This window comes from Kolteria novifilia (assembly GCA_007748055.1).
Taxonomy (GTDB): domain Bacteria; phylum Planctomycetota; class Planctomycetia; order Kolteriales; family Kolteriaceae; genus Kolteria; species Kolteria novifilia.
The window spans coordinates 5,106,163-5,127,072 of record CP036279.1; the positions used below are offsets into that span (position 1 = coordinate 5,106,163).

At 61.4% G+C, this 20,910-nt stretch carries 15 protein-coding genes and 1 pseudogene; 6 read left to right on the plus strand and 10 right to left on the minus strand.

Annotation, left to right across the window (positions count from 1 at the left end; translation table 11 throughout):
- Positions 1-210: 210 nt before the first annotated feature.
- Positions 211-1,155 carry a DUF1559 domain-containing protein gene (locus tag Pan216_RS18735; RefSeq protein WP_145260254.1) on the plus strand — a complete coding sequence of 315 codons (945 nt, stop codon included), beginning with the start codon at positions 211-213 and terminating at the stop codon, positions 1,153-1,155.
- 78 nt (positions 1,156-1,233) lie between these two features.
- Here Pan216_RS18735 and Pan216_RS28500 read toward each other — a convergent pair.
- A pseudogene (locus Pan216_RS28500) lies at positions 1,234-1,635 on the minus strand (histone H1-like repetitive region-containing protein); the annotation flags it as partial.
- The gene (locus tag Pan216_RS18745) at positions 1,605-4,964 is read right to left on the minus strand and encodes an Npt1/Npt2 family nucleotide transporter (RefSeq protein WP_145260258.1); all 3,360 of its coding nucleotides are present in this window, start codon (positions 4,962-4,964) and stop codon (positions 1,605-1,607) included. The pseudogene Pan216_RS28500 and the gene Pan216_RS18745, both read right to left, overlap by 31 nt.
- Before the next feature lie 267 nt (positions 4,965-5,231).
- Here Pan216_RS18745 and Pan216_RS18750 point away from each other — a divergent pair, with 267 nt between their 5' ends.
- Positions 5,232-5,942: a 3-keto-disaccharide hydrolase gene (locus tag Pan216_RS18750; protein ID WP_145260260.1), complete on the plus strand. Its 711-nt coding sequence runs from the start codon at positions 5,232-5,234 to the stop codon at positions 5,940-5,942.
- A gap of 161 nt (positions 5,943-6,103) precedes the next feature.
- Here the strand turns inward: Pan216_RS18750 and Pan216_RS18755 are convergent, their stop codons facing one another.
- Positions 6,104-6,595 (minus strand): peroxiredoxin, encoded by a 492-nt coding sequence (locus tag Pan216_RS18755; protein ID WP_419192712.1) that lies wholly within the window; start codon positions 6,593-6,595, stop codon positions 6,104-6,106.
- A 150-nt stretch (positions 6,596-6,745) separates the two neighbouring features.
- Here Pan216_RS18755 and Pan216_RS18760 point away from each other — a divergent pair, with 150 nt between their 5' ends.
- Positions 6,746-7,669, plus strand: a complete 924-nt coding sequence (locus Pan216_RS18760; RefSeq protein ID WP_419192713.1) for a PstS family phosphate ABC transporter substrate-binding protein — start codon at positions 6,746-6,748, stop codon at positions 7,667-7,669.
- A gap of 654 nt (positions 7,670-8,323) precedes the next feature.
- On the opposite strand, the gene Pan216_RS18765 is transcribed toward Pan216_RS18760, so the two are convergent.
- On the minus strand, positions 8,324-9,700 hold the full coding sequence (locus tag Pan216_RS18765) for an MFS transporter (RefSeq protein WP_145260264.1): 1,377 nt from the start codon (positions 9,698-9,700) through the stop codon (positions 8,324-8,326).
- Between the two features lie 237 nt (positions 9,701-9,937).
- On the opposite strand from Pan216_RS18765, the gene Pan216_RS18770 reads away from it, so the two are divergent.
- Positions 9,938-10,231 carry a PAAR domain-containing protein gene (locus tag Pan216_RS18770; RefSeq protein ID WP_145260266.1) on the plus strand — a complete coding sequence of 98 codons (294 nt, stop codon included), beginning with the start codon at positions 9,938-9,940 and terminating at the stop codon, positions 10,229-10,231.
- Between the two features lie 22 nt (positions 10,232-10,253).
- Here the strand turns inward: Pan216_RS18770 and Pan216_RS18775 are convergent, their stop codons facing one another.
- Positions 10,254-10,727 carry a hypothetical protein gene (locus Pan216_RS18775; protein WP_419192714.1) on the minus strand — a complete coding sequence of 158 codons (474 nt, stop codon included), beginning with the start codon at positions 10,725-10,727 and terminating at the stop codon, positions 10,254-10,256.
- Between the two features lie 276 nt (positions 10,728-11,003).
- On the opposite strand from Pan216_RS18775, the gene Pan216_RS18780 reads away from it, so the two are divergent.
- Positions 11,004-12,143, plus strand: a complete 1,140-nt coding sequence (locus Pan216_RS18780; RefSeq protein WP_145260268.1) for an NHL repeat-containing protein — start codon at positions 11,004-11,006, stop codon at positions 12,141-12,143.
- A gap of 105 nt (positions 12,144-12,248) precedes the next feature.
- On the opposite strand, the gene Pan216_RS18785 is transcribed toward Pan216_RS18780, so the two are convergent.
- From Pan216_RS18785 to Pan216_RS18805, 5 genes are all read right to left on the minus strand, one after another.
- Positions 12,249-12,557, minus strand: coding sequence for a hypothetical protein (locus Pan216_RS18785; protein ID WP_145260269.1), 309 nt, complete (start codon positions 12,555-12,557; stop codon positions 12,249-12,251).
- Positions 12,558-12,663: 106 nt separating this feature from the next.
- A complete protein-coding gene (locus Pan216_RS18790) occupies positions 12,664-13,641 on the minus strand; it encodes an MBL fold metallo-hydrolase (protein ID WP_145260271.1) in 978 nt (325 codons plus the stop codon).
- Positions 13,642-13,773: 132 nt separating this feature from the next.
- The gene (locus tag Pan216_RS18795; RefSeq protein ID WP_145260273.1) at positions 13,774-14,184 is read right to left on the minus strand and encodes a hypothetical protein; all 411 of its coding nucleotides are present in this window, start codon (positions 14,182-14,184) and stop codon (positions 13,774-13,776) included.
- A gap of 92 nt (positions 14,185-14,276) precedes the next feature.
- Positions 14,277-15,266, minus strand: coding sequence for a DUF1559 family PulG-like putative transporter (locus Pan216_RS18800; RefSeq protein WP_419192715.1), 990 nt, complete (start codon positions 15,264-15,266; stop codon positions 14,277-14,279).
- A 129-nt stretch (positions 15,267-15,395) separates the two neighbouring features.
- Positions 15,396-18,374 carry an FG-GAP repeat domain-containing protein gene (locus tag Pan216_RS18805; RefSeq protein ID WP_145260276.1) on the minus strand — a complete coding sequence of 993 codons (2,979 nt, stop codon included), beginning with the start codon at positions 18,372-18,374 and terminating at the stop codon, positions 15,396-15,398.
- A 456-nt stretch (positions 18,375-18,830) separates the two neighbouring features.
- Here Pan216_RS18805 and Pan216_RS18810 point away from each other — a divergent pair, with 456 nt between their 5' ends.
- Positions 18,831-20,783, plus strand: a complete 1,953-nt coding sequence (locus Pan216_RS18810; RefSeq protein ID WP_419192716.1) for an MBL fold metallo-hydrolase — start codon at positions 18,831-18,833, stop codon at positions 20,781-20,783.
- Positions 20,784-20,910 lie beyond the last annotated feature (127 nt).

Sequence of the window (20,910 nt, forward strand, 5' to 3'; positions counted from 1 at the left end):
ATAGGCGGCCAGCGGCGCATCGCGGATTCGTCGTTAGTAGAGCGTGACAATTCCTTGGGCAACGGATACACTCCGGAGGGCCTGGGCAGTTGAACTCCTCGTCCGAGGAGTGTTGGGGATACCGCCTTTTCTTCCGACCCTGCCCTTCCATCCATTCACCGGCGAGGCCACTTCCGCGCGCCCCGCCAACCCGTCGCAGAGGGGAACAGCATGCGCCGCTCGAACGTCGAACGTATGGGATTCACGTTGGTCGAACTGCTGGTGGTCATCGCGATCATCGGCATTCTCGTCGCCCTTCTCTTGCCCGCGGTGCAGCAAGCCCGCGAAGCGGCACGAGCCACGCAATGCCGATCGCGACTCAAGCAGATTGGCGTCGCGCTGCACAACTATCACGACTCCCACGGGCAGTTTCCGCCGGGACAGATCGGACAAGTCCACCCGAGATCGGGCAACCCCTGCTTTCCCGGCAGCGGAACGGCCAACAAGACAGCCTTTGCGCCGTGGACGGTGCTGATTCTTCCCTTCCTCGATGAGCAAGCCCGTTTCGAGAAGTTCAACTACTCCCAGCGATTCAGCCTCTCGGAGGCTGACACCGGCAGCACGACCAACCACGCCCTATGGGCGATTCCCATGGAGAAGCTTCGTTGCCCCTCGGTGCCGCTCAGTCTCTCCAAGCCCTACTCGTCGCACTACTTCGGCGTTCAAGGAGGAGGCATCAACACCGCGGGCAACTTCTTCTGCCGGGCCTCCAACGATTCCCTGCGCGGCTTTGATCTCAACGGCATCATGATCATCAACGGCAGCATCTCGCTAGCGGACGTGCAAGACGGAGCGTCGAAAGTCTTCGCGGTGGGAGAGACGATCTACCAAACCTGGTCACGCACGGACAACAAGAACTTTGGGTGGGCGTCCTCAAGCAACCTCACGGAGGAATGGGCATTCCCGACCAATCTCGCTTCCACGCGGACTTCGAACAACGCTCTCCCCGCGGATGGGCACAGCAACCAATCACGCGGGTTCGGCAGCCATCACCCAGGCGGAGCGCATTTCATGATGGGCGATGGCTCGGTTCGCTTCGTTGGCGACGCGGTCGATTTTCAGACCTTCCGCAAGACCGCCATCCGCAATGACGGCGAACCGCTCGAGAGCTTGTAGAAAGGCATCGAGCCGGCGCGGCGGCAAGACGCTCCAACGGACCACCGTGCGGAAGCGAGCCGAATCAACGGTCTTTTCCGCATGCCCACGGCGAGCGTGGGTCTTTTCCGCATGCCCACGGCGAGCGTGGGTCTTTTCCGCATGCCCACGGCGAGCGTGGGTCTTTTCCGCATGCCCACGGCGAGCGTGGGTCTTTTCCGCATGCCCACGGCGAGCGTGGGTCTTTTCCGCATGCCCACGGCGAGCGTGGGTCTTTTCCGCATGCCCACGGCGAGCGTGGGTCTTTTCCGCATGCCCACGGCGAGCGTGGGTCTTTTCCGCATGCCCACGGCGAGCGTGGGTCTTTTCCGCATGCCCACGGCGAGCGTGGGTCTTTTCCGCATGCCCACGGCGAGCGTGGGTCTTTTCCGCATGCCCACGGCGAGAGTCTCTTGAGCAATGACTAAATACTAGGAGAGCTTTTGGCGAGTGGTCGCCCACATCGAATTGCGGTCGGGATCCTGGGGATCGAGTTCATCCTCGCGGTCAGCGATCGTTCGCTGGGCTTTCGCGAGCGCCGAGGTCAATAGCCGGATGAGCCCCAACGCCACCTCCGAGCGTTCCTGGATCAAATCGATGAAGTCATCGCGGTTGATCTTTAGGTAGGAGACGTCGGTCTGCGCGATGGCCGAGTGCTGCGTCGTCTCGATGCGAAGAATCGAGAGCCCGAAGATGTCTCCCTTGCCCCGCACGGAGATCTCGCGATCGGACATGGTGAGCACGACGCTCCCCGAGGTAATCAAATAGAGCTCCTCGCGACTCTCCCCCTCGCGAAGAATGACCGTCCCCGCGGGATAACTTCCCTCAAGAGCGATCTCGGCGATGTAGACGAGCAGTTTGCCATCCAATTCGCGAAAGACCTCGTTGGCCTTGAGCAGAATCACTTTCTCGATGGTCGAGAGCATGCGTTCCTCCGTCAAAGGACTCGTCGGGGAACAGTGTTCGCCGACGAAGAGTTGAGCCACTTCCAACCACGAGGGACTCGATTCGGTCAGGCACGTCAGCATGACCAACGTGAAGTCGGCCGCGCTGCGGACCAGTTCGTCGTCGTCGTGCCGCAGGCGCTCGACATCGTCCCGCAACTCCGAGAGATGCTTGCGTCCTACTTGCAAGCAGGCCGTCGCGCGAACCCACGCGTTTTCGTGCTGCATCAGGATGCGGAGCCAAGTCTCCGCGTCGTGATGTTCGAGAGCGTAGAGCTGCTTGCCGATCGCGACCTTCTTCTCATCGCTTACGGGATCGAGGATGCCTAGCAACGCGGTCCGTTCCGCCTTGCCGATTGTATTGTCGAGTAGTTCGAGAGCGTACTCGCGATCCTTGGGGTTGATGCCACCGAGGCTATGCCGAATCGAGGCCAGATCGAGCTGCGGATAGAGAATACCGATGAGCGTCAGGATTCGCGACGTGATCCGAGCTCGTTCCTCCAGAAGTGAGTCCTGAAGCAGCGACTCCTCGAGTAACTCCCGCAATTCCAGAACAATCGTTGTCTGTTGGAAGTAGCACCGCAGTTGCTGTTGGCACCGAGTTTCGATGCGGTCGTGGTCCAGTTCGAAGTCGGGATGGGCATGGACGATCTTCTCGAGTCCGGCGTAGACCGAGGCGCGGACGAGGTCGTCGGCATCGTCGAAGTGCTTCATCAAAATCTCGGCGGCCAGTTCCGGTGCGGACCGGGCACCGATCGTCCCGATGATTCGAGGGAGAGCGAGTCGTCGCTTGGGAAACTCCTCCGACTGATCGAGAAAGTGTCCCAGCGGCGTGATGACCTCGGCATCGTACTCGGCCAGAGCGTCGGCGGCGCTGCGCGACACGTGGGAGCGATCGAGGTTGGTGACCAAGGGAGCGATCAAGTGATGGCTACGCATTTGACGCGAGGCCCGAATCGCCTCGAGGACGACGTCGCGGTCCTCATCCTCCAGCAGAATGCGTAGCGAACCGTGAAAGTGGCGGACCTTCAACCGGCCGAGCACCTCGGCGGCCGACTTGCGGACCAGCGGATCCGAATCGCGAAACATCCGCTTGAGTTCCTCGGCGGCGGCGAGAATTCCGTCGAGTCCTCCGCAGCGAATCAGGCTCGCGATCGCGGCCCCTTTCACCTCGGGATTGGGATCGAACTGGTAGTCGTGAACGAATGCCATGTCCGAGTCGGAGGACTGGTTGATCTCGCAGTAGGCGGAGATCGCCGCGGCGCGAACGCTCGGCTCCTCGTCCTCGAGCGACAGGCGCACGGTCGGCGCGAAGCGCGGATCGCCGGTGCGTCCAAGATAGACGAGCGCCTTGCGACGCAGCCAGGTGCTCTTCTTCTTAAGGAGGTGGAGCACGAGCGCGTCGCGGCGCGGTCCGGGAGCGACTTCATCAATGAACTCGAGAGCCGCCGCGGCGGCGTACTCGTCCTCGCCTTTGAGGATCTCCTCGTAGACGTTCAGAGCAGCCGCATCGCCCAGGATGGGACGTTCGCGCTCCTCGTCCGAGGGCATGACCGAGAGCCGGGCCTCGAGAGTCTTGACGTAGCGACGATGACTGACCAGGGCCGCCAAGGTCCAAGCGGCCGCCAAGCCGATCGTCGCGTACGAGAGATCGCGCGCGGGTATCTTCCCCTCGATCAACAACAGCGCGACGCCCGAACAGCCGACGGCCAACGGGTTGACGATCCCGTCGACGATCGCTTTGATGCGACGGCGCATCGCCTCGCCGATCGGTTGATAGAGCATCTGTTTGCACATCGACGTGATCGCGAAGCGCAGGGTGTTCTCCATCCGCTGAAGTGTCGCGGCCCAAAGAACGATGCGATGGGGCGCCGCCAGCAGAATCGTGAGCGAACAGCCGATGAGATAGAGCGGCTCGATCGTCAATGAGGCCTGGATCCCCAGCCGTGACACCAAGCGACTCGTCACGAAGAACTGCAGGAAGATCTCCAGAAGCCCCATCACGATCAGCAACAGGCTGAAGTAGCGAGCCAAGTGATCGGCTTGCCCTTCAAAGGTGTTCGCGGCGCTGATCTTCCATTGGTAGTCGACAATCGCCACCGCGGCGGTCGTGAAACCGATCATCGCCGCGATCGCGATCCCGAGTCGACGACTGTGAATGTTGTGTCCGCTCCGTTGCTGTTGGATATGAGAAGAGCTGCGACGCTCCCGTTTTGTCGGATCGTTGGAGTCATCCAGTCCCTGGACATAGGCCTGTCGCAGCGAAGAGACCAAAAGGATGCAGATGACGAAGAGCCCGGACGCCACCAAGAGGAAGTTCTGAATCCCGAGCGTGGTGACGGTCGCGCCCATGATGGCGCCGAAGAGGACTTGGCCACACGCCCCTCCCGCGCCGACCATGGCGTAGAGTCGTCGCCCCTGCCGGGACGTGAACATCTCCCCCGCGAAGGTCCAGAATTGCAACACGCTGATCGTCACCGCCACTTCCGCGAAGACGTACAGCGCCGCCAGGACCCAAAAGTTCGCCTCGTGAATCTCGAAGATGACCCAAAAACCCGCGGTCGCGAGAAGAAAGAGCGAAAAGGAGACGACGATCAGCCGATCAAGTCTTACCCGCGAGGCCGCGTTGGCGTAGACGAGCGTGTTGAAGGACTCGAAGACCGCGAGGGTGATGTACATGTAGGGAAGATAGCGGGCGTCGAGGTTCTTCAAGAAGAGTGTGAACGCGACTGTTCGGGTCGTCGTGACCGTCGCTCCCACCACGCACATGTACAAGAAGAAGAGCTGAAAGAACCTCTTCTGCTCTTCGGCACGGACGCTCAGCAGCCTCTCGATCGAGAAGAGCACGCGGAGCCTTTCCTTCCTCGGGCGGGAACGTCGAGCCGGACTGTCCCGGTGACAGCCTACCGGCTTCCTTCGATGACGATGCTAAATCGACGCCCCGAATTCAAGCAATCCGTCCGGGATCCCGACAAACGTCGCAAGCCAAGATCGAAAGCCGTCTCTATAACCGCTGGATGAGTCCGCCCGAACGATCGGGCGTCGATTCATCGTTGGCACCGAACTAGCGATGTTGTCCAAGGGAGAACAGCAATGTCGAGGGGGAACCGAAACATGCGATCGATCGTGACGAAGGCGTGCGTCCTGGCCGGACTGGGACTAATGATGGCGGGCCCGAGCTGGGCCGAGAAGACCTCGGCGCCCAACACGCTCTCCGAGAAGGAGAAGCAAGAGGGCTGGAAGCTTCTCTTCGACGGCAAGACGCTCGAGGGATGGACGGGCTTTCGCGCCGACAAGCCGGGCAAGGGCTGGAAGGTCGTCGACGGCACCATCGCCCGTGTCGAGAAGGGAGCCGGTGACATCATGACGGCAGAGCCCTACGCCAGTTTCGAGCTCTCGCTCGACTACAAGATCTCGCCCAAGGGCAACAGCGGACTGATGTACCACGTCACCAAGGAGGAAGCGACGCCCTGGCGCACCGGCCCGGAGATTCAGATCCAGGACAACGACGGCTACGATCCCCAGAAGGCGGGATGGCTCTACCAGCTCTATTCCTCCGAGGTTGACGCGACCAAGCCGCCGGGAGAGTGGAACAACTTGCGCGTCCTGATCACGCCCGAGAAGTGCGCGACCTACATGAATGGCGTCAAGTACTACGAGTACGTCAAGGGAAGTGACGACTGGGACCAGCGCGTCGCCAAGAGCAAGTTCAACCAGTTCCCCAAATTCGGCAAGGCGACGTCCGGCTACATCTGCCTGCAGGATCACGGCAATCCGGTCGAGTTTCGCAACATCAAGATCCGCCCCATCTCCTCGGGCAAGTAGGGAATTGTTCTTTCTGTTCGTGTCCTGATTGTGCCCTTGCTCGCCCTCGCGTGACACCTGGGCACCATGCCCACGCAAGCGAGAGCCTCGGGGCTTCCAGCTCATTTCCACCCATTCCCCTGGGGACGATCGCCCTCCATCCCCCAGGGGCTGTGGTGGAACTATGATCGTTCGGCGGCACCGAGCCCAAACTCTTTGGACAGTTGACGGACCAGACGCATCGCTTCCTCGACGTGCTTGGTCGCGGAGAACTGGGAGACGAAGAGGTGGCGCACGACGCCCGCGGGGTCAATGACGTAAGTGACGCGTCCCGGCAATAGCCCCATCGTCCTCGGAACTCCGAAGAGCTTTCGCAGCGCCCCATCCCTGTCCGCCAAGAGCACGAAGGGGAGCCGATGACGTTGGGCGAAGCTTCGGTGACTCTCGTCGCCATCGGAACTGACGCCGATCACCACCGCCCCCTCTTCGAGGAACGACTCGAAGGCATCGCGAAACGCACATGCCTCCCGCGTGCAAACCGGAGTATCATCCTTGGGGTAAAAGAAGAGCACGACAATCTTCTCACCGGCGTAGTCGGCGAGTGCGACTTGCTCCCCGGCGTGAGACGTCATCGAGAAGTCGGGAGCGTGATCGCCAACGGAGACCTTCACCATCTCTTCATCCTTTGCTCGTGACCACCTGCTATGACTCACTCTAGAAGGATTTGGCCGCTTCTCGCGATTTCTCCCGCGATCGGCTCGCCGACGATCCACCTCGTCAGAAGAAAGGGACCGCACTTGAGCGCGCTGAGCCAACGGGCCGGTATGAGCCTGCTACTGTTCGTTTCCATGATGATCCTTGGATGCGGAAAGTCGACGCCACCGGTCACCGAGAAACGCGATTCCCAAACCGGACCGGTCACGATCGCCGGCTCAACGAGTATTCTGCCGCTGATCGAAGCTTGCATCGGCGACTTCCGCAAGGAGTTTCCGACCTGGCACGACGTCTCTCCCAAACTCACCAACCAACCGACCCTCATCGAGACCGTCGGAGGGGGTTCGGGGTTTGGGATCAGTTCGGTCAAGAGCGGCCTGGTCCAGATCGGCATGGTCGCCCGTCCACTCACCGAGGCCGATCGTCGCGAGTTGAAGGAGTGCGACATCCAACTGGTTGGCATCGACGCGGTGGTCCTGGCGGCTCGAGAAGACAACCCCCTGTTCGCCAGCAACGCGGACGTCACGCTGGAGCAGCTTCGTGGGCTTCTGTTGGGAAAGTGGAAGACCTACCGAGAGATGAACCCCGCGCTTCCCGACAAGCCCATCAAGATTGTCTGCCGCGACGAGGGAGCCGGGACAACGGGGTTGGTGGAGTCGCTGGTTCTCCAGGACAAACAGATCGAGGCCTGCGCGAGCGTCATGGAGAGCGAGGGGGCGTTGGTTCAAGAGTTGGCCACGGATCGCTACGCGATGGGCTGCACGACGCTCCGCGAGGCGGGGCTTTCTCCCAAGGTCAGTGCCTTCGCCATTGATGGAATCGCCCCCACCAACAACGATGTCGCCAATGGGAAGTACCCACTCTTGCAACCGCTCTATCTGGTCACGAAGAAACCCGTCGCCCCCGCGGTCGAAGCCTTCACGTCCTTCGTCATGAATCGCGAACAAGAGACGATCGAAGCGGCGGGGTTCGTGCCCGTCCGCAATCCCCCGGCTTCCACTCCATCCCCCGCGAGCGAGTCGGGCACCGAGTAGCGTTTCGGCCCTCGGTCGTCGTTGCCATCCGATCTCGATGAATCACACGCGGGTCGCTGGTGCCATGCCCACGCTCGTCGTGGGCATGCTCAAGTGACCCACGCTCGTCGTGGGCATGCTCAAGTGACCCACGCTCGTCGTGGGCATGCTCAAGTGACCCACGCTCGTCGTGAGGATGCGGGAGACGCCTGTGATCGGGGCAATTTCCCGCGCGATCGCAGGGCCGAGCTTTCATGAACGAACTTGCCAATCAGGACACTAGCAGGCCGTTAAGACAAGCGGGCCAAGTCGAGGACGAAGCATCTCGGCCGAGAACAAGGAAGAAACGCAGGCGAATCCGTAGATTCGTCGAGATTTCTTCGACACGGAGATTGGTCGAGAGAACCGTTCGCAGGCGGCGCCGAATCGATCAACGGTCTGCTAGGCTCCGTCTCAAAACTCGGCTCTGGCTGCTGGTCGGCCAGTGAGAAGTGGTCGTGGGTTCACAACCCAACATCTAGCGTTTGACGCAGCACTGGTGCCCTGCTCCCACTTGAAGTTGGTGTTCGTGCAACCCTATCCCTTTGGCACTGGCTGACAAGCAGCCAGTGGCACCCCAAAACCTAGATGGACCAGTGCGCTAGTGGCACCCGAATGTGCTCATGAACCAGGGCGCTAGTGCGCGACGGTTTGGGCATCGGGGGCCCGATTCCCGTAGCTTTCGCGAATGAGTAGGGAAACCAGGAAGGCCAAACCCATCGCGATCGGCAGCACCGACAGGGCGAACTGGAAGTCCGACGGCGCGTAGACCGCGCCCCCACCTTCGTCGATCGCGGTTCCGTTCATCTCGAGCAAGATCCCGATGATGGGCTGGAAAAAGGCTCCGCCGAGGTTCGACACCATGTTGGCGAACCCGATCGCCGCTCCGGCTCGCTTTCCGGGATTGATGTCGCAGATGACCGCGAAGACGAGCACCTGACCCGCCGAAAAGACCCCGAAGAGGAACATCAGCAGGTACATCGCCACGAAGGGGATGCCGGGAACGTAGAGGACGACGAGGATGTCGATGGTCGCCAGGAACGAGGTGACGATCATCAGCATCCGACGACGCTGGATGTAGTCCGACAGGAGGCCGAGCGAGGGGCCGCCGACCGCCCAGCCGACGTAGACCATCGACGTCGCCTCGGCCGCGGCCGTCTTCTCGACCCCGAACGTCGCCTGAAAAAATGGAACCGCCCAAAGTCCGGCGAACGCGAGCGTCGGCATGAGCTTGAATCCGCCGTACGCGGCCGCGAGCCAGTTCTGGGGCACCGTGAGGACGGTCCCCAAGTTCTTCATCAAGTCGCCAAGCTTCATGGCGCTGCGGGCATGATCGTGATGCGGCTTGCGAGCCGGATGTCCCTTCGGAGGAGAGTCCCGGACGAAGCAGAAGACGAGAAACCCGAGCAGCAGGCCAAGCGCGGCCCAACTGTACATCGACGCACGCCAACCGATCTCGCCAACGAGCTCGGCCAACGCCGCCTCGCCACTGATCGCCCCGAACATTCCGACCATCGTCGTCATGCCCGAGAGCAGCGCGATGCGCTTGGGAGGGAACCAGTTGGAAGCTAAGAAGATCGTTCCCACGAAGGCGAACGCGGACCCGAAGCCCATCATGACGCGTGAGAACTCGGCGACGCCGACGCTGCTGGTATAGCCGAAGACGAGGGAACCGAGGGCACAGATCAGGGTCGCCATCGTGAGCAGTCGACGGGCGCCGAAGCGGTCCATCATCAGTCCGACGGGGATCTGCATCGCCGCGTACGCGTAGAAGTAGTACGCGGACAGATTGCCAAGCTCGGCCGCTTTGACGTTGAAGGTGGTCTCGAGTTGTTCGACCATCACGCTGGGAGAGACGCGCAGGAAGTACTCGTAGCTGTAGAAGGTGACCGCGAACGCGAAGACGACCCAGGAGAGCAGCATGTAGCGTTGATGGCTGGAATGCTGCGAGTGGGAAGGATGGTCTTCGAGGTTGGAAACGTCAACGTCGGCGGATTCGAGCGAAGAGGCCATTAAAAACTCCCGCGGTGGCGGTTGGCAGTCCTAATCTGCTTGGGAGCCCTAGCGGGGTCAAGAACCGCTGCGGGGGTTTACCATTTCTTCACATTCCCGGACGCGGCTTCAGCATCCGGGAGAAGCAGATTTTCAAGCTTTCTACTGACTTGAAGGCTTCGGAAAACGAATTAAGAAGGAGAGGGACAGAATTGCCCCTCCGATCGGCCAAGCGACACGCGGGAGACGGACAGACCAATGCCACCAGCCGGCCAACTCACCAGCATGAACGTCTGCCCCATGGTGACCGGGGTCGTCCCACACGTGGGTGGCGCGGTGGTCGGTCCGGGAGCTCCCACGATCCTCGTTTGCGGGCTCTGCGCCTCGACCATGGCGGACATGGCCATCTGCGTCGGCCCCCCCGCGACGATCGCCGAAGGGGAACCGACGGTCCTTTTCGAAGGTCGTCCCGCCGCCGTCGTCGGGTTGAGTTTGACCGATCACGGCGGGGACATCGTCGGCCCTGGCGCGATCACCGTCGAGATCGCGTAGCGATCACCCAGCCCGCGACGCTCTACTTGTCGGCCTTCTCGATCTTTCCCCAGAGGCTGCCGCCGACGTCGCCGTGCGACCAGACCCCCGCGTAGCGATCCTCGAAGATCATCACCCGCGCCGAGTAGGTCCCCAGCCCGGGCACGTTCAATTCGTCGAGCGTGATCACCGGCGTGTTGCCCGCCCAAAGCACGCGCAGCGTGAGCGGGACCGCGATGTCCTTGTCGCCGTACTGGATCCGGGCGATGAAGATGAAACGGTCGCCCTCACCGCGGTCCACCTTGGTGATGGTGTACTTTTCCGGGGCGGCGGATTTCTTCACCTCGCCTCCGGGGCCCTCCATCGTGTAGTGCCCCACCAAGGTCGCTCCCGACAGTTTCTCCTGAAACGCCTTCTGCATCGCCGCGAGGTCGGGCTTGTCCTCGGCCTTCGGACCGGCCAGCGATACGCCAACACCCACGAAGCACAGCAGCGCACACGAGTACAAGAGTCTCACGTCAAGTCCCCTTCCGGTCAGGGCACCTCTGGCAGTTCCCACTTGTCGATCCCTACGCGCCGGAACGTTCACGGTCGTCGCGCCCTGACGTTGTTCGCTCCCGTGAACTCCCGGTGTCGTGATTATGAGGAAGCAAGGGACCATCTTCCATACGCGGGCCCTTGACGACGCGCCGCGCTTCCAGTTTCTTGACGCTATCGCGACGGGACGACATGGGAACCAACCGAGGTCGGTCGCGAGGGCACCCGCAACTCGAACTGGAAAGAGCACCGAGAGATGAAACACACGATCTGGGCCTGGTTGGCCGTCAGTCTGTTCTCACTCCCATCCGGCTGGGCCAGCGCCGGCACCATCGAAACGATCGCCGGCACGGGAAAGAAAGCCCCTGACAGTTCCGAAGGCCAGGCCCTCGAGATCAACATCCATCAGCCGTTCGGCGTCCTGCCGGGCCCCGATGGTGACCTCTACGTCGTCGAGCGGGGCGACCACCGCATTCTGCGCATCAATCGCGAGACCGGAAAAGTCCGCTGCATCGCGGGAACGGGAGAGAATGGCTACGAGGGAGACGGCGGGCCCGCGGTGAGGGCCAAACTCTCCGATCCGCACGAGATTCGCTTCGACAGCGACGGTAACCTCTACATCTCCGAACGCCAGAGCCACGTCATCCGACGGATCGACCATCGGACCGGCGTGATCAGCACCTTCGCGGGCAATGGAACACCTGGCACCAAGGGTGACGGCGGCCCCGCCAACGAGGCCCAGCTTAAGCAACCCCACAGCATGGCGTTTGATTCCGAGGGCAACCTCTACATCGCCGACACGGGCAACCATTTGGTGCGGCGCGTCGACGCGAAGACGGGAAAGATCGAAACCATTCTCGGCACGGGCAAGCGTAAATTCCCCAAGGATGGCGCGCCGGCCAAGGGTCAACCGATCAACGGCCCGCGAGCGGTGGAAGTCGGCGGCAAGAACTTGTGGCTCGCCCTGCGGGAGGGCAATCGCGTCTACAAGTACGACCTCGACGACAAGACGATTCACCATGTCGCCGGCACCGGCAAGGGGGGACACGGCGGTGATGACGGACCGGCTCTCAAGTCGCAAGTCGCCGCTCCCAAGGGCATCGCGATCGGCCCCAACGGCAAGATCTACCTCGCCGACAGTAGCAACGACATGATTCGCGTGATCAATCCCGACGCGGAGACGATTCACCGCGTCGCGGGTCTTCCCCCGCAAAAGGGCGATCCCAAACGCAAGAAGTCGCGCGGCTACAACGGTGACGGGATCGATCCGCGAGAGGCGAAGCTCAACAATCCGCATGGGATCTTCGTGGGAGCCGACGGGACGATCTACATCGGCGATAGCGACAACCATCGCGTGCGCATCATTCGTCCGACATTGGCCGATTCACAGCGCTAACGTCCTGATTGTTCCGTCCGTTGGACATACACTCTTGGGTGCCATGCCTACGCTCGCCGTGGGCATGGTTTCCCACTACCCCTCTGAGCATACCGCCGCTTGACACTATTCGAGACCGTAGCCGTCGCGAACCGCCTCCACGGCATGACGCAGGGCACGCTCGGCGAGAGCATTGACGAAGGTCTGACGATCGGCTTCCGGAGCGTTCGGATCGGGGCGTTCGATCGGCAACGGTTCCTCGACTCCAAGGTTGATCCGGCGACTCTCCGCTTGAAATGCCTTCGCGATGAACTGGGAAATCGAGATATGGGACGTCGCCGCGGCCTCGCGCACCGCGAGCCATAGCTCGGGGCTCACCTCGAAGCTCTCCGGATCGATATCGGGCTCTTGGGCCGATGGGTCGGAAGCGTCCATGCCGATGATCGTACCGACATTGGACTCTCCGATGCGACCCAATTCCGCCGCTGACGGCAACTTCTTCCTCCAGCGGGAGCGAGGCGAACCGAGACTCAGACGGAGCCTAGAACTCCACCGCGATCCCTTTCGCCTTGGCGAGGCGATAGACACTGTCGAAGACGCCGGCCACGTCCCAGGGCTTTTCCGGCGGGTCGCCGCGGAACTCGCGGTAGGCACGCTCAACATTGAAGTAAAGCCGCGCGGGACACTTCCACCCCGCCGAGGGACCGAAGTCGATCCGCTTGGCGGCCTCGAGGGTCGAGCGACCCGCCTCGAAGTGCGGCCGAGCCTCCTCCTGAACGTAGACGAGGTAGTCCTTGAGCTCTCTCGGTCCTTCCAGTCCGCAGAGGGGTCCATGGCCGGGAACGATGACGTCGGGCCGCAGGTCGATCAACAAATCGAGCGCCCTTAGCCAGTTTGCGTGAGTCCCAAACCAGCCGGCCGGCGTGCACCCGCGAAAGAGGACGTCACCCGCGAACACGACGTTCTCCGAGGGAACGTGAACGATGACATCGCCACGTTGGTGCGCTGGCCCGACATGATAGAGATGGACCTCGAGCCCATCCAGGTTGAGATCGAGCCGCTCGTCGAACAACGTCGTCGGCGGAACGACGTGGACTCCCTCGAAGTCGTAGTCCTCCCGCAACTGGTCGCCCAATGCCAGCAACGAGGGTCGAAGTCTCTTGAGAAGCCAACGCGACAGTCCGCCCTTGACGGCTCGCTGCAACCGCACCAGCAGCGCCGGGTCGGCGACCTCCTTCATGCGCTCCGGGAGCGAGCGATGACCGATGATCTCCGCGCCTTCGAAGAGTTGATTGCCCCAGACGTGATCGCAATCCTCGTGAGTATTGACGACCTTTTCGGGCTCGCCGCGCCAAATGTCGCTGAAGAGCTCGATCATCCGCCGCGCGTGGCCGAGATCGGACTGCGTGTCGACCACGACAACTCCGCCGGCATTGATTAGACCGGAGTTGGAGTCACAAAGCCGGTTGCTCTCGTTGATGACGGCGAAACAGTTCGGGCTCACCTGCTCCAACTTCATCGTGTCTCATCCCCATCGCCAGCTTCAATCCAAATGAGAAGCCCGGCACGTTCGCCGGCAACGGAAACGATAGGGAGGTGAGCACCGGTTTTCGATCGAGGGAGGATCCCGGCCGAGTGGAGGCGTGGCTCGCTACTTGCTGGAGGTGAGTTCGAAGTCGATTGTGTTCTGGCCCATGGAGACCGTCTCGACGAGATTCGACTGCTCGTTGTAGGTCGCGGGAACGGTCTCCGGCCGATCGACGCCCTGGCCTTCGGAAGCCGTCGTTTTGGTTCCGATCTGGACTTGATGATCGCCAACGACGGCCCCGCTGCGTCGAGCCGTGAATTGGAGTTCGTAGCGCCCCTCCATGTCGGTTTGGCCGTAGGAGGAGAGGCCACTCTCGGGCGTGAAGATGACCCAGGCGTTGTGGAGCGGTCGGCCATCGAGCGTCACGATTCCCGCAACGTCTCCCAACTTGGGCCCCTCGGGCTCACTGGAACAGGCCGAGAGCAGACCCAGGCCGCACAAGGCGACGGCGGTTCGAACGAACTGGCGGTTCACGGAGATTCCTCTAAGGATCGCGGAGTCGTCAAAGGGCGGCCCTTGATCTTGGCAGCCCGTTGATTTCGCTAGTGACTTGAATCAACAGGCTGCTAGAAGTCCCCGACGATCTGACCGTCGTTGATGCTGCCCAGCTTCTGCCAGACACCGAACGCGGTCGGGGGGGAACTCGCCGAGTGAGGTCGCGAGTTGACGTTCTCACTGAGGTAGCGGACCGAACCGTCGGCGAAGACGAACTGCGCCCCTCCCTCGTGCAAGCTGCTGAAGGCGAACGGATCGCCGCCGTTGATCCGCCGGGAGTCCGCGCCGTTGGCATGCTCGGTCGTCATCAACATGTTGGCGCGATCGATGTCGGGGTTCTGTGAACCGTCAAACGCTGACTTGCCGACCCAGACGGCTCCATGATGGAAGGGAACGACATTGTTGACGGTGCGTCCCGACTCGCGTTCGCCCAGGGCGATGGTAAAACTACTTCCGTCCGAGATATCGGCGATGCGTGTCGAACTGACCCGGCGGAAAATACCGTTACCCGTATCGCTGGGAACCGGCTTGCTGTTGTAGCCCACCCATTTCGTTCCGATGCAACCGATATAATTGGAGGTCGCCATTTGTACGTCCTGGTCGCTGCAAGAGCCTCCGAACTTCTGGTTGGGAAGTCGGGTATTCAGGTTGGCTCCCGTGTCGGAAGGGCACCGAAAGACCGAGAGCTGCGTCTTGCCGAACTGACGATGATCGGAGTTGGAGCAAGGATCGAAGCGGACATTGCCCACGTTCAAGCGATCGTAGATCTCTTGCTTGTCGACGTACGGCAGCAGGAGACTCGACCAACCCCAGCCGAGGTACTGCGAGGTATTCGACGTCGACCCGTTGCCGGAGAGATAGCCGATCGGGAACATACCGAAGGTCTGATGGTAGTTGTGCAGCGCCCGTCCGAGCTGGTTGAGGTTGTTCTTGCACTGCGCCCTTCGTGCCGCCTCGCGAGCCTGCTGAACCGCGGGCAACAACAGCGCCACCAAGACTCCGATAATCGCGATCACCACCAACAGTTCAACGAGGGTGAAACCTCGACGTGAATTCTTCACGGCTTCCCCAATCAGATATGCAGTCCCCCTTATCCCCATTACAGAGAATGCGATAGACCGACGAAGAAATCAACACCTAAAGTCGCCTGAATGAACCAGAACTCCCGCCGGCCCGCGGCACGAGTGGCGTCAGTTCGCGCCGACGAAAGTTCCGCCTTCGAAGAACCCGTAGGCGAAGAAGTCATCGACCGTCTCCAGCGTAAGGCTGTCGACCAGAACGGCCTGGGCTTCTTCTCCCGGGCCTTGCGTCGCGAGGTAGTCGAGCCGGCCGTCGCCGGTGAAATCGAAGAGGGCGACGCGAGCGCCGCCGATCCCGCCGTCATCGAAAGCCAAGAACGACGCGAGTTGGTTCTCAACGTTGCTCCCATCGAACGCACGCAGATGAGGGGCGGCCAAGGTTCCCGGCCCGGTGACGATGTCGGCGCGTCCATCCCCGTTGACGTCCCCCGCGGAGACAAAGACGCCGCCGCGAAAGCTCTCGTCGTAGGCGAAGAAATTGGCCGCCAGGCTGAGATCCCGCTCGAAAGCCCGCACATGGGGGGCAGCTCCTTCGCCTGGCGCGGTGATGATCTCTTCGGTACCATCGCCATCGAGGTCGCCGGCCGCGACGCGCACGCCACCGAGAAAACTCGCGTCGTACGCGAAGAAGCTCCCCACGTCGCCGGGGATCTGACTCGCCCCCTGCTCCGCGTCGAAGACCCGCACATGCGGACGGGCGCTGTTCCCAGAACCGGTGATGACTTCCTCGAGCCCGTCGCCGTCGACATCTCCCGCCGCGACGAAGACGCCTCCTTGGAAGGTCTCGTCATACGCAAACCAACTGGCCAACAAGGCGGATTCGTCGATCCGGCCGCTCTCACTGACCTGGTCGAGCTTCGTCCCATCGACAACGACAACGTGCGGACCGGCGCCCGCCCCGGCGGAAGCGATGATATCGTCGACCCCATCGCCGTTGACGTCTCCCACCGCGACGCGCACGCCACCCTGGAAGCTGGGATCGAACGCGTAGAACTGACTGATCGACGTGCCGTTGGAGTCGTAGACGTTCACGTGTGGGCCGGCGCCGGCGTCCGTCCCCGTGGCGAAGGCCGGTCGAGGGATCGCTGGATCGCCGTCGGCGGTCAGGGGCTGCAGGACGATGAGGAATTTCGCATTGGGATTGGTGCTCGCTTGATAGAAGGGAGCGACGTCGAACTGAATCGGGGCACTGCCGAGGGCATTGGCGTCACCCTGCTGATAGGGCCGTCCGGCAATCCCGAGGGTGCGGGCATCGGCGTTCCAGTTGCTGCCCACGTTGGACGTCACGAACGTCTGGAACTTGTCGGCGACCTTGATACTGGGAATTGCCGACCCGAAACCGTTGCCGAGCGACGACCAGACCGGACTGCCATTCTGATTGGTGATGGTCCACGGCTGCCAATCATAGGAAAGGGTCGCGGCCCACTCGTAGCCGTTGCCCGTTCCCTCGTCGACGTAGAGCGACGCGTTGTAGAGCACGTCGACGATGTCGGAACTCTGCTCGGCGATGGGAAAGCTGTTGGCCGACTTCAGTTCCGCCCGATAGGTCAGGTTGCCCGTGTCGGTATCATTGAAGGTCGCCGCGTTGAACATGTAGGGCTTGTTGGCCTGACCGCCCGGCTCGGTGCTTCCCTGGAGGCCCAACGGTCCTTGCCCGTTGTTGGCGTCGCTCCAGACCATCGCGGTAGCGGTCGTGTCACCGAGAAGTCCCAACCAGCCATCGTTCGGCCTTGGACGCAGGTTCTGGGCATAGGAGTTGTCCCAGACCGTGTAGTTGTCGAACGACTGCCAAACACCCGCTTCTCCGGGAAGGTAGGCGTTCTGTGCGTAGTATGCCTCCCCGAAGGGAAAGTTGGTCGCCACCGACGGGATCACTTCGCCCGTGAGATTGAGCACCGTGAAGCGTTGACTACCGTCCCACGTCTGGGTCACGAGCGGATAGGCGGCATCCGCGGTCGTGTTGTAGGGAATCTCCACCGAACCATCGGAACGGACATAGAGTCCGGACGTATTGTTGAGAAGGTTCCAAGCGCCCCAAGCCGTGTAGTAGCGCACGAGGTTGCTCTGAAATCCGGGCTTCGGATTGAACGGCATGTAGATGCCATTCTCCAACCATGTCGGCGAGGGAAACGGGTACGAATCCGGAATCTCGTTGAAGAGGTAGTGGTGCAGTCCCGGGTTCGTGGGATTGGTCGGATCCGCGGGCGGATCGTTCTGGTTGAATCCGTGCTGCCCAGTGAGGAGGTTGTACCAGTAATTGACCGGATCGCCCTCTTGAACCAACGTGGTCGTGTTGCTCACTTGGCCGCCGGTCTCGTTGAGGTTCTGGTAGATGATCGACTGGTTCGCGAATCGGGGATCCGACGCCCAGCCGTACGGTTCCAGATGGCGTGCCGGCAGACTGATCGGCGGTTCGGGCAGTGCGAACTGGGTGTCGGGGTATTGATCGAGGTTCCAGTAGACGTTGCTGGTTAACCCGCCATGCGCTCCCGACGCGTCGGGAAGGTTCGGGATGTAGTACGCGAGTCGGCCGTCGCTGCCGTTGTTCGGATTGGTCGAGAGGACGACTTGCTCGTTGGTGTAGGGACTAGGGGCCGCCGCCGTTCCGAGGGACGAGGCGTTACCGCCGTTGATCGTCGCGGGCGGTGTCGCGGGAAAGTCGTACTGGGCGGTGTTGATCGTCGCGGGATAGTACTCGCTGGTGTTTTGGTACGCGTAGTCGATCGACATGTTCTCGGGCACCGCACTGTAGACGGTGTAGGTCGTGCTACCGAAATCGATCGTTGGGTTCGACGTGAGCGTGTAGAGATCGTAGGTGACGTCACCAGAGGTTTTCTGCGATCCGGTCGAAATCACCGGATTGTCGATCAGTGTCCCGTCCGCGTTGAGGGTTCGATTCCCCTGGGTATCAAAGCCCTGGTAGAAGGTGTCGTAAGTGAACGGAACACTTCCCCACGAGGATTGCGTGTTCTGCGGGATCGGGAAGGCTCCGACGTTCGGGTAGGTGAAAGGAACGATCCGATCCTCGAGTGTCTCAAACTGGAAAGGGCGAAGTCGTCGACTGGACGGTTGGCGAAGTAGAGGAGACATGCGAAAGTTCTCTCGAAGGTTGGTGCGTCATTCAAGTGAGAAACGAGGCATCGCGAGGCATGGTTCTTCGATCGAAATCGAGGCGGGCCATGGAGCCGTTCGCGTGCCCAGTCCGGAAAGCGGGGTGTTCGTCGCCCTGGCCCCATCGTCCAAGCCACTCGCGCGTCGACATCTCGTCAGCGAGCCAGTTGCGGGCTCGGGCGTTTGCCCCTGGGAAGACTCTTCCCCTGGAGCTTCCCAAATTTCGATGCTACCAGAATGAAGCCGATCGCAACAACGGCAAGATCACGCGATGACGGCGTCATTTGGGGAAAGGTCCGAAGATCTGCCTGTGTCGACCCACGTTTCGACTTGCACCCCTGAGCCGGTACGACCATCATTCGAGGGAAGTTCCCGCAACCGCAAGAGATGGTCCCACCTTCCGTACACCATGCCGACCCCATTCGAGGCGATCCCATGCTCCGGCTCACGACGTTAGCGTTCGTTCTTTCCTCACTCCTCTCGGCCAGTTCCCTTGCGGAGTCGGCGCAAGTGACTTTTCGCCAACCCGACGCGAAGGCCTTTCCGAACCTCTTCGTCTGGACCGACACCTGCAACACCTACGTCCTCCGCGACGGCAATGCGGCGCTGCTTGTCGACTTGGGCGACGGTAGCGTCCTCGAGCATCTCTCCGAGATTGGTGTCAAGAGAGTCGAGTGGATCCTATTCACGCATCACCACCGGGAACAGTGCCAGGGAATCGGCGCGGTCGATCGCTCGGAGACGAAGATCGCCGCCCCCTTCCTGGAACAAGAGATCTTCGAGAACCCGACGTCGTTTCGAAAGTGGTACCCGACGCTCAACGACAAGTTCTCCGTCTACGGCGCCAGCTATGTCCGCCCCCACCGCGAACCGATCTCGCTCGATCGCGTGTTGAAGGAGGACGAGACCTTCACGTGGCGCGGCTACCAGATCGACTGCCTCTCCACGCCAGGCCATTCGCCGGGCTCGATGACCTACCTGCTTCGCCAGGGTGACAAGCTCGCGGCCTTCTCCGGAGATCTAATTCACCAGGGTTCCCGCATGGTCACTTGGTTCGACACCGAATGGGACTACGGCTTCGCGGACGGCATCAACAAACTGATCGAATCGGTCACGCTCGTGTCGAAGAGGGAGCCCGATCTGCTCCTACCTTCGCACGGTCCCCCGATTGTCGAATCGAAGCAGGAACTGAAAGCCTACCACGACAAGCTTTGGACCTTTCGCAAGAGCTACCTCCGAGGTTACCCGGTCTTCGACGCGACCGAGCAAGAGCGTGACCCGATCTCCAAACCAACCAAAGTGCCGATGATCAATCAGGTCACGCCGCACCTCTACAAACTCAGCCACCTGACGAAGAGCCGCAACTTCGCCATCATCGTCGCCGACAGCGGCCATGCCTTGGTCCTCGACTGCGGTCTCATTCCGGAATCGAAGCTCGAGGAGATCATCGTCGGCATGCGTGCCCACATGGGCCTCAAACACGTCGACGCCTTCTGGATCTCCCACATGCACGGCGACCACTTCCTCCTCGGGCCCGCGCTCAAGCGGATGTTCAATTCGCAAGCGTGGACGCTCGACACGATCGTCGACAAGTGCGAGCACCCGCGACGTTACGACTACGCCGCCCTCGTCTCCGCGTACGGCAACGGATTTGACGGCATGAAGATCGACAAGGGATTCAAGGACGGCGAGACGATCGAGTGGGAGGGCTACACGATCCATGTCGATTGGATGCCCGGCCAAACCGAGTTCGGCTGTTGCCTCTGGCTCGACATCGACGGCAAGCGCATCGCGTTCACCGGCGACAATCTCTTTGGCAGCCCCGCCGACCCCAAGCAGAACGGGCACGAGTGCATCGTCGCCCGCAACAGCTCGATCTTCGAGGAAGGCTACATCTACGGCAGCCGCTACCTCAAGGAACTCGAGCCCGACATCGTGATGGGAAGTCACTCCTATGCGATGCCCGATCCGGCGAAGTTCCTCGAGCGCTATCATGACTGGTCGAAGGAAATCGTCGAGATCTATAAGGAACTTCTACCCGAGGAGGACTATGAGTACCTCTACGATCCCTATTGGGTCTCGGCGTATCCCTATCGGGTCGACCTCGCCAACGAGGAGACTCAGACCGTCCAGATCACGGTCCGCAACTTTCGCTCGATGCCTCAGCGACACCGGGTGGAGCTACAACTCCCCAAGGGGATCACCGCCAAGCCCGCGATCCTTGACGGATTGGTCGGCCCCGAGCGTCGTCGGACCTACGACATCGAGCTTACGGTCGATCGCGACCAAGCCGCTCCCGGTCTCCAGATCGTTCCCTTCGACATCACACTCGACGGCAAACGGTACGGCCAGTGGTTCGACTTCCTCCTGCGCACGACCGAGGAGTGAGAAGTTGCCTCTTCGCAATTCCCAACTCATGTGAACGCGGTCCCGGCTCACGACGTTGACGTAGCCTCGCGCGGGGTGCCATGCCCACGGTCGCGTGGCATGCTGAGAAGTTCTCGAGGCCGAGGAA

Excerpts from the sequence above, each read along its gene's own strand:
- Pan216_RS18810 (WP_419192716.1), top strand. The coding sequence starts at position 18,831 with ATGCTCCGGCTCACGACGTTAGCGTTCGTTCTTTCCTCACTCCTCTCG.
- Pan216_RS18805 (WP_145260276.1), bottom strand. The coding sequence starts at position 18,374 with ATGTCTCCTCTACTTCGCCAACCGTCCAGTCGACGACTTCGCCCTTTC.
- Pan216_RS18790 (WP_145260271.1), bottom strand. The coding sequence starts at position 13,641 with ATGAAGTTGGAGCAGGTGAGCCCGAACTGTTTCGCCGTCATCAACGAG.
- Pan216_RS18780 (WP_145260268.1), top strand. The coding sequence starts at position 11,004 with ATGAAACACACGATCTGGGCCTGGTTGGCCGTCAGTCTGTTCTCACTC.
- Pan216_RS18765 (WP_145260264.1), bottom strand. The coding sequence starts at position 9,700 with ATGGCCTCTTCGCTCGAATCCGCCGACGTTGACGTTTCCAACCTCGAA.
- Pan216_RS18770 (WP_145260266.1), top strand. The coding sequence starts at position 9,938 with ATGCCACCAGCCGGCCAACTCACCAGCATGAACGTCTGCCCCATGGTG.
- Pan216_RS18750 (WP_145260260.1), top strand. The coding sequence starts at position 5,232 with ATGCGATCGATCGTGACGAAGGCGTGCGTCCTGGCCGGACTGGGACTA.
- Pan216_RS18760 (WP_419192713.1), top strand. The coding sequence starts at position 6,746 with ATGAGCCTGCTACTGTTCGTTTCCATGATGATCCTTGGATGCGGAAAG.
- Pan216_RS18735 (WP_145260254.1), top strand. The coding sequence starts at position 211 with ATGCGCCGCTCGAACGTCGAACGTATGGGATTCACGTTGGTCGAACTG.
- Pan216_RS18755 (WP_419192712.1), bottom strand. The coding sequence starts at position 6,595 with ATGGTGAAGGTCTCCGTTGGCGATCACGCTCCCGACTTCTCGATGACG.
- Pan216_RS18785 (WP_145260269.1), bottom strand. The coding sequence starts at position 12,557 with ATGGACGCTTCCGACCCATCGGCCCAAGAGCCCGATATCGATCCGGAG.